15 protein-coding genes and 1 pseudogene are annotated in these 13,554 nt (G+C 57.8%); 10 read left to right on the top strand and 6 right to left on the bottom strand.

The window, feature by feature from the left end; all coding sequences use genetic code 11:
- The first annotated feature begins 33 nt into the window (after positions 1-33).
- Positions 34-516, top strand: a complete 483-nt coding sequence (locus tag ACM6IR_RS23240) for an acyl-CoA thioesterase (RefSeq protein ID WP_414909862.1) — start codon at positions 34-36, stop codon at positions 514-516.
- A gap of 91 nt (positions 517-607) precedes the next feature.
- Here the strand turns inward: ACM6IR_RS23240 and pdxY are convergent, their stop codons facing one another.
- Complete coding sequence (pdxY, locus tag ACM6IR_RS23235) at positions 608-1,480, bottom strand: pyridoxal kinase PdxY (RefSeq protein WP_414909861.1); 873 nt, start codon at positions 1,478-1,480, stop codon at positions 608-610.
- Positions 1,481-1,600: 120 nt separating this feature from the next.
- On the opposite strand from pdxY, the gene ACM6IR_RS23230 reads away from it, so the two are divergent.
- Complete coding sequence (locus tag ACM6IR_RS23230) at positions 1,601-2,014, top strand: DUF3301 domain-containing protein (RefSeq protein ID WP_414909860.1); 414 nt, start codon at positions 1,601-1,603, stop codon at positions 2,012-2,014.
- 143 nt (positions 2,015-2,157) lie between these two features.
- Here ACM6IR_RS23230 and ACM6IR_RS23225 read toward each other — a convergent pair whose 3' ends face one another.
- Positions 2,158-3,129, bottom strand: coding sequence for a CobW family GTP-binding protein (locus ACM6IR_RS23225; RefSeq protein ID WP_414909859.1), 972 nt, complete (start codon positions 3,127-3,129; stop codon positions 2,158-2,160).
- A 27-nt stretch (positions 3,130-3,156) separates the two neighbouring features.
- On the opposite strand from ACM6IR_RS23225, the gene ACM6IR_RS23220 reads away from it, so the two are divergent.
- Positions 3,157-3,513: an NADH:ubiquinone oxidoreductase gene (locus ACM6IR_RS23220; protein ID WP_414909858.1), complete on the top strand. Its 357-nt coding sequence runs from the start codon at positions 3,157-3,159 to the stop codon at positions 3,511-3,513.
- 18 nt (positions 3,514-3,531) lie between these two features.
- Here the strand turns inward: ACM6IR_RS23220 and zigA are convergent, their stop codons facing one another.
- The gene (gene zigA, locus ACM6IR_RS23215) at positions 3,532-4,740 is read right to left on the bottom strand and encodes a zinc metallochaperone GTPase ZigA (protein WP_414909857.1); all 1,209 of its coding nucleotides are present in this window, start codon (positions 4,738-4,740) and stop codon (positions 3,532-3,534) included.
- Positions 4,741-4,882: 142 nt separating this feature from the next.
- Here zigA and ACM6IR_RS23210 point away from each other — a divergent pair, with 142 nt between their 5' ends.
- Positions 4,883-5,260 (top strand): glutamine synthetase, encoded by a 378-nt coding sequence (locus tag ACM6IR_RS23210; RefSeq protein ID WP_414909856.1) that lies wholly within the window; start codon positions 4,883-4,885, stop codon positions 5,258-5,260.
- Here ACM6IR_RS23210 and ACM6IR_RS23205 read toward each other — a convergent pair.
- Positions 5,257-5,598: pseudogene (locus tag ACM6IR_RS23205) on the bottom strand (N-acetylmuramoyl-L-alanine amidase family protein); the annotation flags it as partial. The gene ACM6IR_RS23210 and the pseudogene ACM6IR_RS23205 sit on opposite strands and share 4 nt — an antisense overlap.
- Positions 5,599-5,703: 105 nt before the next feature.
- On the opposite strand from ACM6IR_RS23205, the gene folE2 reads away from it, so the two are divergent.
- The 5 genes from folE2 (at position 5,704) to ACM6IR_RS23180 (ending at position 10,139) form a co-directional block, all read left to right on the top strand.
- On the top strand, positions 5,704-6,600 hold the full coding sequence (folE2, locus tag ACM6IR_RS23200) for a GTP cyclohydrolase FolE2 (RefSeq protein ID WP_414909855.1): 897 nt from the start codon (positions 5,704-5,706) through the stop codon (positions 6,598-6,600).
- On the top strand, positions 6,597-7,268 hold the full coding sequence (locus ACM6IR_RS23195; protein ID WP_414909854.1) for a metal ABC transporter ATP-binding protein: 672 nt from the start codon (positions 6,597-6,599) through the stop codon (positions 7,266-7,268). Before folE2 ends, ACM6IR_RS23195 begins: the two co-directional genes overlap by 4 nt.
- On the top strand, positions 7,268-8,134 hold the full coding sequence (locus ACM6IR_RS23190) for a metal ABC transporter permease (RefSeq protein ID WP_414909853.1): 867 nt from the start codon (positions 7,268-7,270) through the stop codon (positions 8,132-8,134). The genes ACM6IR_RS23195 and ACM6IR_RS23190 overlap by 1 nt, the downstream gene beginning before the upstream one ends.
- 11 nt (positions 8,135-8,145) lie before the next feature.
- On the top strand, positions 8,146-9,021 hold the full coding sequence (locus tag ACM6IR_RS23185; protein WP_414909852.1) for a metal ABC transporter substrate-binding protein: 876 nt from the start codon (positions 8,146-8,148) through the stop codon (positions 9,019-9,021).
- Positions 9,022-9,236: 215 nt separating this feature from the next.
- A complete protein-coding gene (locus ACM6IR_RS23180; RefSeq protein WP_414909851.1) occupies positions 9,237-10,139 on the top strand; it encodes a His/Gly/Thr/Pro-type tRNA ligase C-terminal domain-containing protein in 903 nt (300 codons plus the stop codon).
- Between the two features lie 22 nt (positions 10,140-10,161).
- Here the strand turns inward: ACM6IR_RS23180 and ACM6IR_RS23175 are convergent, their stop codons facing one another.
- Positions 10,162-10,683 (bottom strand): DUF3617 domain-containing protein, encoded by a 522-nt coding sequence (locus ACM6IR_RS23175; RefSeq protein WP_414909850.1) that lies wholly within the window; start codon positions 10,681-10,683, stop codon positions 10,162-10,164.
- A 131-nt stretch (positions 10,684-10,814) separates the two neighbouring features.
- On the opposite strand from ACM6IR_RS23175, the gene cls reads away from it, so the two are divergent.
- Positions 10,815-12,254 carry a cardiolipin synthase gene (cls, locus tag ACM6IR_RS23170; RefSeq protein WP_414909849.1) on the top strand — a complete coding sequence of 480 codons (1,440 nt, stop codon included), beginning with the start codon at positions 10,815-10,817 and terminating at the stop codon, positions 12,252-12,254.
- Here cls and cfaB read toward each other — a convergent pair.
- Positions 12,251-13,435 (bottom strand): C17 cyclopropane fatty acid synthase CfaB, encoded by a 1,185-nt coding sequence (gene cfaB, locus ACM6IR_RS23165; protein ID WP_414909848.1) that lies wholly within the window; start codon positions 13,433-13,435, stop codon positions 12,251-12,253. The two genes, cls and cfaB, sit on opposite strands and share 4 nt — an antisense overlap.
- Positions 13,436-13,554 lie beyond the last annotated feature (119 nt).

Genomic DNA, 13,554 nt, shown 5'->3' with positions numbered 1-13,554 from the left:
CCCTCAAATCCTGCCTTGAACCGTGAGAGCGCTATGGAACCCGGAAACGCCCAGCTGTCGATGACAGTACTGATGACCCCCGACATGGCCAACTTCTCTGGCAATGTTCATGGCGGTACCCTGCTCAAGTACCTCGACGAAGTCGCCTATGCCTGCGCCAGCCGTTATGCCGGCCGCTATGTGGTGACACTGTCCGTGGATCAGGTGATTTTCCGTGAGCCGATTCATGTCGGCGAACTGGTGACCTTTCTGGCTTCGGTCAACTACACCGGCAACACTTCAATGGAGGTGGGCATCAAGGTGGTGACCGAAAACATCCGTGAGCGCTCGGTGCGCCACACCAATAGTTGTTTCTTCACCATGGTCGCGGTGGATGACGACCGTAAACCGACGGCTGTCCCGCCACTGCAACCACAGAACAGTGAGGACAAACGCCGTTTCATGCAGGCCCAGCAGCGTCGGCAGATTCGTCAGGAGTTGGAAAAGCGTTATCAGGAGATCAAGGGCGACGCTTGAGGGCTGTGTTGAGCTTCAAATCTTCGCGAGCGGGCTCTCCCACAGGAGATCCATGTGGGTGCGAGCCTGCTCGCGAACGAGTCCACGCGGATCAGAGGCTGATCGCGGTCGCCTCGAACCGCACTCGCGGATGAGCAATCCGGTCCTGAGCCCGCACCAGTTCCAGTTCATAGCTGGCGCAAGCCTGGGTTTCCAGCAGCACTTCATGCACCGCTGCCGCGGCAAATTCGAACGCTGCCACCCAGCTATCACCCAACAAGACACGAGCCAGAAACAACCCGGACGTCAGATCGCCAACGCCCACCGGCTGACGCGGAAACGCCAGCAGCGGGCGACGCAAATGCCAGCTGTCCTCGGCCGTCACCAGCAGCATCTCGAAAACATCCTCCGGTTTGCCGGGATAGTTCAAATGCTTGACCAGCACTGCTTTCGGACCCCGCGCCAGCAGTGCTCGGGCCATGGCCAGGCAGTCGAACAATGATTGCGGCTTGCGCCCCGAGAAGTTGTCCAGCTCCAGCTGGTTCGGGCACATGAAATCCGCCACGGCCGCCGCCTCTTGCAACAGGAAATCACTGACTTCCCCGGGCACGCTGCATCCTTTTTCCGGATGACCCATCACCGGATCGCACAAATACAGCGCCTTGGGATTCATCGACTTGATCCGTGCCACACCCGTCAGGATCGCCCGCCCTTGGGCTGCGCTGCCGAGGTAACCGGATAACACCCCGTCACAATTCCCCAGTTCGCCAATCGCCGCGATACCATCGACCAACTCGGGAATCTGCTGTGGTGACAGCACTTCACCGGCCCACTGGCCGTACTGGGTGTGGTTGGAAAATTGCACGGTATTAAGCGGCCAGACATTCACCCCGACCCGCTGCATCGGGAAAACCGCGGCGCTGTTGCCAGCGTGACCGAACACCACGTGGGACTGGATGGCGAGCAGATGGGGCGTACGTTTCATGCGGTGAGTTTTCCGTAAACCGATTGAAATTCGAGCCCCGCAGTATGCGACTAAATGCAGCCTGTACGACAGACCGGCGACACAGTTAAGCTGACACTATCTTGTTGGAGCACCCTGTTGATGCTGACTCTTGGAAATATCTTCGTGCTGATGCTGCTGGCCACCGGTGGCGCGTGGTTGTGGCACAACCATGGCTTGCGCGAGCGTGCGCTGGAGCGGGTCAAGCAGCATTGCAACAAACTCGGGATCGAGCTGCTGGACGGCAACGTGGCGCTGAAAAAAATCGCGTTCATTAAAGACGCCAACGGCCGGCGACGATTGGCGCGTGTCTATAACTTCGAATTCACGGTGACCGGTGAAACCCGCCACACCGGGACTATCACCCAGTTCGGCGCCCATAGCGCGCAGATCGAACTGGCGCCCTACCCGATGCCATTCGACGACACGCCGACGGTGGTGGATGTGGCGAAGCCTCGCGCGGAGGTGATCGAGTTGAGTCAGTGGCGGCAGGAACATACCAAGTGGCGCCCATGAATCAAAAGATCGCAGCCTGCGGCAACTACAGAGCGTACGCATTCCCCCTGTAGGAGCGAGCTTGCTCGCGATGAATTCGAAGGCAACGCCTTTTTCCAGACAGGACGCGTTATCGTTAACGTCTTTCGCGAGCAAGCTCGCTCCTACATTTTGCTCGAAAGGCAGTCGGCCAGACCTCGTTGCAGCGAATCAACAGCCTGTGGCGCACTGAAAATCAGCTCGATCCGTGAATCCTGACGCCATTCACTGGGCTGCCATTCCATTAGCGAGTTATCCACTGCATTCGCCGAAACCCAACCGTTGACGCTGTGAATAACCAGCTTGGCCCGCCGCCAGGCAAGGCTTTCCAGCCACCGGGCAATGAGCGCCGAGTCGAATGTCTGGCTCGGATGCCAGCGCCAGCCGACGCTCCAACCGCCCTCCTGTTCCTGGCTCAAGCAAATCGGCAGCGCTGGATCAGTCCAGATGGCCGGCATCTGCCCTATTCCTTTTGGGGCGATAAAGTTATCCACACCCGCCACCGCCCGGGCCTCAAGACCCGGTAGTTTGCTCAACGGCAAGCTAGCTTGCTGCGTCCAATACAACGGACGAGCAGGCAACTGCGCGGCGATCCGCTGACGATCATTGACGTCGAGACCCTCTGTCTTGTTCAGCAACAACAAACCAGCGCTGATCAACGCCTCCTGTTGCGACTCAGGCAGCGGCTTACCGACAGCGAGGGCTTGGGCATCCAGCACCAATACGCAGGGTTGTACCGCCAGCACGCCTACCCACGGGGCTTCACTCAATTGCTTGAGCAACTGCGCCGGGTGTCCCAACCCTGAGGGTTCGATGAACAGCCGATCCGGCCGTGCCTTACGCAGCAAACGCCCGAGCCCGATCTGAAACGGCGCACCGTTCACGCAACACAGACAACCTCCGGCCACTTCACCCAGTGCGATACCATCGGCGTCCCGGGTCAGAAGTGCAGCGTCGAGGCCGATCTGGCCGAACTCATTGATCAGCACCGCCCAGCGCTCACCGATCGGCCGCTGCATCAGCAAGTTTTTGATCAGGCTGGTCTTGCCGGCACCCAAAGGGCCTGCAATGACGTGGGTGGGAATGTTCTGCAACATGGTCAAGGTTTTCTAAGGAGGTAATGGATGCGGTTGATAGGATTATCGTTGCTCTTTACGTTCGTTTCGGGTGAAGCCATGGCCCAGGCCTGCGTAGTACATACCATGGCTGAACGACTCGACGTGAAAGTCTGCCAGCAGAACCGCAACATCCCGGAAAAGCTGTTCGCCGACGGTTTCTGCCAACCGAACCTTCCCGGACAGAACGTCGAGGTGCAGTACGTTGACCAATGCCCCGCCGGCGCATTCGGTGTGTGCAGCAACGCTCAAGTCGCCAATATGCCTTACCGGCAGGATATTCACTATTACGGCGTAGCCACCGACGCAGCGTATTTGAAGCCGTTTTGCGAAGCCCAGAGCCTGGGCACCTGGCTCAAGCCTTGAGCCGTTAGCTAAGCGACTTCAGTCTGTCGCCTCTTCAAACCAAGGGCCGAAAGGATCCGGCAGCCGCTGCCAGCCCTCGACTCCCAGCGCCATTTCATCATCGGTCAGCAAGCAATCGTCGAGCTCGGCGGTGAGATGGACGAAGTCGATGATCTGCCCGATGAACACCAGTTCCTGTCGGCAATCGCCCGTGCTGGCGGTCCAGTTTTCCATTATCCCAGTGGTACTTTCTTCGTCCTGCGGCCACTGGGTTTTCGGCACGAAACGCCACCAGCGTCCCGCAAAACCGTGGCGCATCAAACCACCAGCCTGGGACCAACTGCCCGCGTCCATGTGCTTGCTCGCCAGCCAGAAAAAACCTTTGGAACGCAACAGTTTGCCGTTCACCCACGGGCGATCGATAAAGCTGAAAAAGCGCTGCGGATGGAACGGTCTACGTGCACGATAAACCGTAGAGGCGATGCCGTACTCTTGCGTTTCCGGCACGTGCTCGCCGCGAAGTTCCTGTAACCAGCCTGGCGCCTGTTCAGCCTTTTCGAAGTCGAAGCGACCGGTGTTGAGGATCTTTTCTAACGGAATTTCACCCATGACCATCGGGAGGATTTCGGCTTGGGAGTTCAGTCGCGCCAGGATCGCCATCAGCTCCTGGCGCTCGCGGCTGCTGATCAAGTCGATCTTGCTGATCAGGATCACGTTGGCGAATTCGATCTGTTCGATCAACAGGTCGGTGATGGAGCGCTCGTCCTCCTCGCCCAAGGTTTCGCCACGAGAAACGAGGCTTTCTGCGGCCTGATAGTCGAGCAGGAAGTTCATGCCGTCGACCACGGTGACCATGGTGTCGAGCCGCGCGATGTCGGCCAGACTCTGTCCTTCTTCATCGCGAAAAGTAAAAGTTTCCGCCACCGGCATCGGTTCGGAGATACCGGTGGATTCAATCAACAAGTAGTCGAAACGCCCCTCCTTGGCCAGTTTGCTGACTTCTTCGAGCAAATCTTCACGCAAGGTGCAGCAGATGCAGCCGTTGCTCATTTCAACAAGTTTTTCTTCGGCGCGGTTCAGGGTTACATCACGCTGAACCTCGCTACCATCGATGTTGATTTCGCTCATGTCATTGACGATCACGGCAACTCGCAGGTTTTCGCGGTTACGCAGCACGTAGTTGAGCAGCGTGCTCTTGCCGGCGCCGAGAAAGCCCGATAAGACGGTCACGGGGAGACGATTGGGCATCAGAAAATCCTCACAGGGATGCCCGGTCGCAGTGTCGGGCCTATATAGATGTTATAGTATAACGATACATCCAAACCACTCCCTCTTGCCCGCAGTGACAAAGGGCATGATGCTGGTGGTCTTTCGCTTTGTGAGAAATCCCATGCGTATCACCCTGAAAATAGCGCTGATGAGCGTTTCGCTACTGGTCACCGTAGATGCCTGGGCACAAATCCCGAACCTGGCCACATGCACCCGAAGCGCTAGTCTGCTGGCCTGCATGGATGCCGACGGCAACGCCTACAGCGTCAACACCGTGGGCAGTACGATTTACTTGCGAGGCTTCGAACGGGTGGGTAAACGCTATTGGGCGCAGACCAACAGTCGTTATGGACAATTGACGTTTTTTACCGGGATCGCCTCCGACGGCGAAGCTTGGGTGGGCTACACCCGTCGGGTTGGCTGGACAACCATCAACCGGTTTTCCAGCTCAGGAGGCAGCAGCGCCAAGTTCACCTGCAGCCGAATCACCGGTTGCTAGACCTGCGTTTTTTTCTGTTCCTGCTGCCACGCGATGTAACTGTTGACCGGCGGATTCTTCTGGAAATAGCGCTGTAATCCTTCGAACAAACCGTCAGCTACGGCCTGCTGATGCCGAGCCGTGACTAGCCGCTGGCTATCGCGTGCGTTAGAAATGAAGCCGGTTTCCACCAGGATCGATGCCACGTCAGGCGACTTCAGCACCGCGAAGCCTGCCTGTTCCACACACTTCTGATGCGGCGTTGTAATGCCCGCCAAGCTGCCGAGTATCGTACTGCCCAGCTGCAAACTGGCGGCGATAGTGGCATTCATCGACATGTCGAGAATCACCCCGGCGATGGAAATACCACGCCTGTGCAGGGTGAATGCAGTTCGTGAAAAAAACGTGGCTGGATTTAATGTAATAACATAACATGTTAAATCGACTCCCACGATGGACCTCTCATGAATGCGCTGACTCTGCCGGATATCGCCGCGCAGGCCTCACGCCAAGCCCTACCACTCGAATGGGTGGGCATGTGCGGCATTGCTCTTCCCGTTTTGTTCGATGGCCAACGATTGAGCGCGAAGGCCGACGCCAGCGTGAGCCTGGACGATGGCGAAGCGCGCGGCATTCATATGTCGCGGCTGTACCTGGCGCTGGAAATGCTCGAACAGGAGAACCTGTCGCCCGATCTATTGCAGCGAGTGTTGCAGCGCTTTCTCGACTCTCACAGAGGCCTGTCCAATAGCGCTTACTTAAAAATCCACACAGATTTGCTGCTCAAACGGCCGGCGCTCATCAGTCCATTGTCCGGTTGGAAAAACTATCCCGTCAGTATCGAAGCGTGTTTGAAAAATGCGATGTTCCACGTGGAACTAAAAATCGACATACCTTATTCCTCAACCTGCCCATGTTCAGCAGCGCTATCCCGGCAGTTGATTCAGCAGCAATTTGTCGATGACTTTGCCAATCATTCACTACAACACGCCGACGTCTTGGCTTGGCTTGGTTCTACCAAAGGCATCATCGCGACGCCGCACAGCCAACGCAGTTACGCGCAATTGACGCTTCGTCTCCATGACTATCTGGATGACCTGCCACTGATTGCAGTGATCAACGACGCCGAAGCCGCCCTCGGCACCGTCGTGCAAACTGCTGTAAAACGCGCCGATGAACAAGCCTTTGCCTTGGCTAACGGGCAAAATCTGATGTTCTGCGAAGACGCCGCTCGACGCTTGAATCTGGCCTTGAAACGCTCCCCGGGAATCAACGCATTCCAGATACGAGTGGTCCACGCCGAAAGCCTGCACGCCCACGACGCCATCGCCGAAAGCCGATGGAATTGGGAAGCCTCATGATCCGCTGCCAGGCTTTGCGTTGGGGCGCCCCCGGACAACCGCTTACTCCGCCTGTGGATTTCGAATTGCCTAAGGGGAGTCTGACGGCAGTGGTCGGTGCCAATGGGTCAGGCAAGAGCAGTCTGTTAAAAGTCATCGCCGGCCTGCAAAAACCACTGACCGGAAAATTGATCCTTGATGTTCCACGCAAGATTGGTTCGCTCTCATTTCTCCCCCAGCAACAACATTTGGACCGGCAATTTCCGATCAGCCTGCAAGAGGTGGTGGCCGCCGGGTTCTGGGGCAATAAGCAATCGCCAGAACTGCGCAGTGCGCGCCTCAAAGCCGTGCTGGAGGACTGGTGCCTGAGCGGCTTGGAACAGCGCCCTTTGATGGCCCTATCCGGCGGCGAATTGCAGCGCGCACTGCTCGCCCGACTGAGTCTCGCTGAAGCGCCTTTGCTGTTACTCGACGAACCCCATGCCGCCCTCGATGAACTCGGTCAATTGCTGCTCTGGAGACACATCCACGCCTGGCATGCCGAAGGCCGAACCCTTGTGGTCGTGTGTCACGATTTGGCCGCCGTTCGCCAACACATTCCCTACACGTTGCTGATCAAAAGCAGCGGTTGCATCCTCGGTCCAAGCACCGAACTGATCCAACAACAACCACAAACGCAGGTGGCCTGATGCTCGCGGCCGCTCAACTTTGGCAACCGTTCCACGAATTTGTGTTCATGCGCCGGGCGCTGCTCGGCGGACTGGTTTTGGCGTGTAGCACGGCACCACTTGGCGTTTTTCTGATCCTGCGGCGCATGAGCCTGATAGGCGACGCGGTCGCTCACGGCATCCTGCCCGGTGCGGCACTCGGCTTCTGGTTCTCCGGGCTGAGCCTACCGGCGTTAACCATTGGAGGCCTCGGCGCCGGCCTGAGCATGGCCGGACTTGCCGCGTGGATCACCCGTCGTACCGGGCTGCGAGAAGACGCGAGTCTCGCCGCGATCTACCCGATTTCTCTCGCCAGCGGCGTGCTGATCCTCGGCCTCGCCGGTAAACGCCTGGACTTGCTTCATCTGTTGTTCGGCTCGGCGTTGGCGGTCGACGGCCCGACGTTGACCGGCATGTTATGGGTCTCGGCATTCAGCCTGATCGCCATGGCACTTATCTACAAACCACTGTTGCTGGATACCCTCGACCCACTTTTTTTGCAAACCGTCAGCCGCCTCGGCCCCTTGGCACACGGCGTATTTCTAACGCTGGTGGTGCTGAACCTGGTGATTGGTTTTCAAGCCATCGGCGCGCTGATGGTCGTCGGATTGATGATGTTGCCCGCCGCAGCGTCGCGCTTCTGGAGTCGCCGTTTGCCAGTGCTGATGGTCGTCGCCGGGCTGCTCGGCTGCCTCTCGGTGTGGCTCGGTTTATTGCTGTCTTTCTACTACTCGCTGCCCAGCGGCCCGGCAATCGTGTTGGTGGCTGGCGGCTTGTATCTTCTGTCCGTGGTGTTTGGACCGGTGCACGGCTTGCTGCGCCGCCCGCCTTTGCTCACATCCCAATGAGGTGTTTCCCGATGCGCGCTTCGCTCGTACTGTTCAGTCTGATGCTATCGATGTCGCTGTCTGCTGCGGAAAAACTTCAGGTGGTCACCAGCTTCAGCATCCTCGCCGACATGACCCATCAAGTCGGCGGTGACCACATTCAAATCACCAACATGGTCGGCCCAGACGCCGATGCCCACACGTACGAGCCGACCCCGGACGATGCCAAGGCGTTGCTCAACGCCAAACTCATCATAAAAAACGGTTTGGGTTTTGAACCCTGGCTGGACCGGCTGGTGACCAGTACCGAGACCAAAGCCCCGGTCATCAGCGCCAGCCACGGAGTTATCCCGCGCTCCCTTGATGAGGATGGCGAGACCGTTCCCGACCCTCACGCCTGGCACAACCTGGCGAACAGCGAGCTATACATCAGCAACATCACCAAGGCACTGATCGCCGCCGACCCTGCGAACAAAACCGACTACGAACGCAACAGTCAGGCCTACCTGAAACAGATCTACGCACTGCTCGCCGAAGCCAAAGCCAAGCTAGGTTCGCTACCACCGGGCAACCGCAAGATCGTGACGTCCCATGATGCGTTCGGGTATCTCGGACAGGCTTATGCTATCGACTTCATTGCGCCTCAAGGTCTGTCCACCGAGCGCGAACCTTCCGCCACTGAAGTCGCTACGTTGATCACCCAGATTCGTCAGGCCAAGGTCAAAGCGGTGTTCATGGAAAACATCAAGGACGCTCGCTTGCTCAAGCAGATTGCCGATGAAAGCGGCGCGCACATCGGTGGCACGTTGTACTCCGATGCACTCGCGGCCAGCGGTCCTGCCAACACCTTCACCGGGTTGTTCGAGTACAACCTGAATACTCTGTACGACGCGTTGAGTAAGCCATGATCCGCAAGCATCCTTCAGGTGATTTGCCGCTGATTACCGAGAGTCACCGTACGTGGACAAATCCGCGATCGCACCGCTCCGATGCCCTCGCCTGACACCGTTTTCGCCATAGCGCTGATGTCTGGACAATTCATCCGGCACAACAAAGGTCTTAATGACAGTGTCGGGATTTGCCACTACGGTTCATGCGTAAGCACTCGATCGAGAACACCGACATGATCCAGATTAAGTTGAGCGATGGTTCATTGCGTGAATACGACCAGCCGTTGTCGGTGTATGAGTTCGCAGCCAGTATTAGTCCCGAGCTTGCCAAAGCGGCAGTCGCCGGCCGAGTGAACGGGGTGCTGCTGGACTGTGAGTTCATGATCGAGGCCGATGCCCGAGTCAACATCGTCACGCCTCAAGAGCCCGATGGCCTGGAGATCTTGCGTCGCTCCTGCGCGTTGATGCTGGCCATCGCCGTGAAACAGCTCTATCCAAAAGCACAATTGCAAAGCGGGTCGGCGCTGGGTGATGGTTTTTATTATGAGTTTGCGTTCGAACGAACTTTAAACCTGGTCGACCTTGCGAACATCGAAGCGCGCATGAAGACACTGGCCGCGACCAATCATTCGATCCGCCGCCGCAAACCGCCCGACCGATCAAGCCTCACGGAAACGCCCTACCTTTTCGCGGGCCTCGAGTGTGTGTCGGTGGGGCCGCATGTTCCCGCAACCAAAGTACTGCAGGCATTCGCGCTCGATCACATCAGCGGTACTTCGCCACAGCGCATTTACGGCACATGCTGGCCCTGCCAACGGGAATTGGACAACTGGCGGATACCGCCACACGTGATCGTCGTCAGCATGGATGAGCGTCAGGCGGATTATGCACAGTCGGTGACTGAGGCGTTGCGCCGAAACGGCGTGCGTGCGCGAGCGGATCTGCGCAACGAGAAGGTTCACCACAAGATCCGCGAACACAGTCAGCGAGTGCCGTATCTGGTGGTGATCGGGGAGAAAGAAGAATCAGGCGGATTCGTCAGCGTGCGCAGTCGCACCGGAGAAGACTTTGGCAGAATGACCGTTGATGCCGTATGTGAATGGCTGAATCAAGCTTGCTCCGACACCGTCGTGTAGGAGCAGCTTGCTCGCGATGCTTTTAAGCTCTCGGCTTAACGGTCCCGCAATCCTGACCCAACCACACAGCGCGGCTTTCAAGACTGCCCTTCTGCTGGATGCCGGTGGCATTGAAAGTGCCATTAACTTTGGTGGTGAACTCGCGGTCACTGAGGAATGTGGCGACACCGGCACCCTGCGCTTTCGGACAGCTAAAGCGGAATTTCCACTGATTGCCGCTGCGATCAGTGATTTCCTGCTTGCAGCCCGATTGCGGGTCGGTGAGCGGAATATTGTCAGTCTTGACCTGCTCTGGAGTCAGGCACGCCCGGATCCCCTTACCCCCCATCGTGATGCCCTGCTTCTCCAATTGCGCGCGCTGCGCAGGGGTCATCTGGCTCTGCAACTGACCAAGGATCAGCTGCAAATCCGGCAGATTCTGGTCATCGACTTTCATGTTACTGGTGGTCAATTCCCACAAACCCGGTTGCAGCATTTGCGCTTGAGCGGCCACAGGAAGTGCTAAACCAAAAACCACGGCCAAACCCAGCAGACGAACGTTCATCGAGTAACTCCTGATCAATAGTGGCCGTTAGACGTCTGCCGTTGGCATCGGTTCATGGGCCAATTAAATAGCGACATTCTGCACGGAACATGGTCTGTTAAGCACTGAATCTTCAGGAGCAAGGCTGCCCCATGGATTATTTTGGACCACACATTTTCGGCTACACGATTGCACTGCTTCACTCGCTGGGCCTGATTGCTGCCATCCACGCCGTGCTCACTGTCCGCACCGCGCAGGGCTCGATCGCCTGGGCACTTTCGTTGCTGTTCATTCCCTACCTGACGCTTATTCCGTACCTGGTCTTCGGCCGCAGTACGTTTGATGGTTACATCAAGGCTCGACGGACCGCCAACGAAGAAATGCGCAAGGCCATTTCTGAGCTGAACTGGCGCCCGTGGGTAGAAGAGGCGCTGACAGCGCGCGCTTCCAACGCTTACGCGTCTTTAAGGGCCATGCCAAAGCTAGGACGCATGCCGTGCCTGGCGAACAACGAGGTGCGACTGCTGATCAACGGCCACGCCACTTTCGAGGCCATTTTCGAAGCGATCAGCGGCGCCAAAGAAGCCGTGCTGATTCAATTCTTCATCGTCCACGACGACCGCCTCGGCCAACGATTGCAAACCCTGCTGCTGCAAAAAGCGGCCGAAGGCGTGGCCGTTTACTTGCTCTACGACCGAATTGGCAGTCACACCCTGCCCCACAGCTACGTGCAAACGTTGCGAGAGGCTGGCGTCGAGGTCAAAGCCTTCGCAACGCGTAGCGGCTGGCTCAATCGGTTTCAGGTGAACTTCCGCAACCACCGCAAGATTGTGGTGGTGGACGGGGTGCTGGGCTTCGTCGGCGGACTCAATGTGGGCGACGAATACATGGGCGAGAAACCACCCCTGGCGCCGTGGCGCGATACTCACGTGCAAGTGCGCGGACCGGTGGTGGCCAGCATGCAGGAATCCTTCGCCGAAGACTGGTTCTGGGCCGCCCGTTCTCTGCCACCGCTTATCTTGCCGGACGTTTATCCGGACGACGGGGTCCTTTGCCAGCTGCTCGCCAGTGGGCCGGCAGACTCCTACGAAACCTGTTCGTTGTTCTTCGTCGAAGCCATCCACGCGGCGACAGAACGGGTATGGATCACCAGCCCTTATTTCATACCCGACGAAGCCGTATTCGCGGCCCTCAGGCTGGCAGTTCTGCGCGGTGTGGATGTGCGACTGCTGCTGCCATCTCGTCCGGATCATCGTATCGTCTACGCCGCTTCCAGCCTGTATGCCTTCGAAGCAGTACGCGCCGGTGTGCGGGTGTTCCGCTACAAGCCCGGGTTTCTGCATCAGAAAGTGGTGTTGGTCGACAGCGAAATCAGCGCCATCGGCAGTGCGAACCTGGACAACCGTTCGTTCCGCTTGAATTTCGAAGTGATGCTGCTGACGGTGGACAGTGTGTTCGCTGCCGAGGTGGAGCAGATGCTCAACGATGACTTCGCGCAGGCCCACGAAGTCGCCAAAGAAGAAAGCCGGGAAACCCACCGCCTGCAACAGGTCGGCATGCGGATCGCCCGGCTTATTTCTCCGATTCTCTAGGGGTTATAGATGTCGTCGCGCGTCCAGGGCAGCTCATGGCTACCGTCGGGGTGGGCCTTCACCGCAAGGATCTGGTGCAGATTGATCCAACCCCTGGCGAACGCATAGGCGCACCCCGCCAGGTACAACCGCCAGATCCGCAACGCCTGTTGCGGCACCTGCTTGGCGGCAGCTTCCAGATTGTCTTCCAGACGTTCACTCCAGTGGTCCAGGGTCCGTGCGTAATGCAGACGCAGACTCTCGACATCGACAATCTCCAGCCCCGCTTCACTGATCTCGGCGGCGATCATCGACAGGTGCGGCAGCTCACCGTTGGGGAACACGTATTTCTCGATGAAATCACCGGCACCGCGCCCCACCGGACGACCGTCGGTGTGCTTGGCGGTGATCCCGTGGTTCATCACCAGACCGCCCTCTTTAACCGCGCCAAACAGGGTTTTGCAGTACTCCGCCAGATTGGCGTGGCCAACGTGTTCGAACATGCCGACACTCACCACCTTGTCGAAACGACCGTCCTGCGGCAGATCGCGGTAGTCGAGCAGTTGCAGTTCCACCAAATCGTCCAGGCCTTCCTCCGTCACCCGTTCACGGGCCAGAGCCAGTTGCGCTTTACTGAGCGTGATCCCGAACACCTTCGCACCGAACTCCCGAGCCGCATACCGAGCCAAACCGCCCCAACCACACCCGACATCCAGCAAGTACTCGCCCGGCTGCAGCCGCAACTTGCGGCACAGGTGACGGAATTTGGCCTGTTGGGCTTGCTCAAGCGTTTCGCTGCCGGTCTCGAAATAAGCGCAGGAATACGCCATGTCGCTGTCGAGCCACAATTGATAGAAGGCGTTGGAAAGATCGTAGTGGTAGGAAATCGCTTTGGCGTCGGTTTCTTTGTCGTGCACAACACGCACCGGCTGATTGCCATCTTCATCAAGCAGCGCCTGGCTCCATTCGTCACAGACGCGAATCACATCGCTGATTGAGCCTTCAAGTTCAAGTTTGCCTTCGACAAACGCCGCCCCTAGCAGGTCAAGGCTGGGATGGGTGAACTGGGAAACCATTTGTGGGTCCTTGACCACAATAGTGACGCTGGGCGTCGGCCCCAGATTGATTTCATGGCCGTCCCAGAGTCTCAGACGAAGCGGTAACTGCAGATTCTGTAAGGCCGGTGGAAGTTGCGCGAGCATGGAGAGCCCCCCTTGTTTCAGACGTCTGATGTGAGGGTAGACCATCTTTGAAAAATAGCTGGCTATCGATTTAATAGCCGTTTTCTATAGTTCGCAACGTTCAACAAAACCGCTGCGAA

The sequence above is a fragment of the Pseudomonas sp. IT-P253 genome (genome assembly GCF_949768125.1).
In the GTDB taxonomy this organism is placed as follows: Bacteria; Pseudomonadota; Gammaproteobacteria; order Pseudomonadales; family Pseudomonadaceae; genus Aquipseudomonas.
This window is presented reverse-complemented; position numbering and strand designations above follow the sequence as displayed.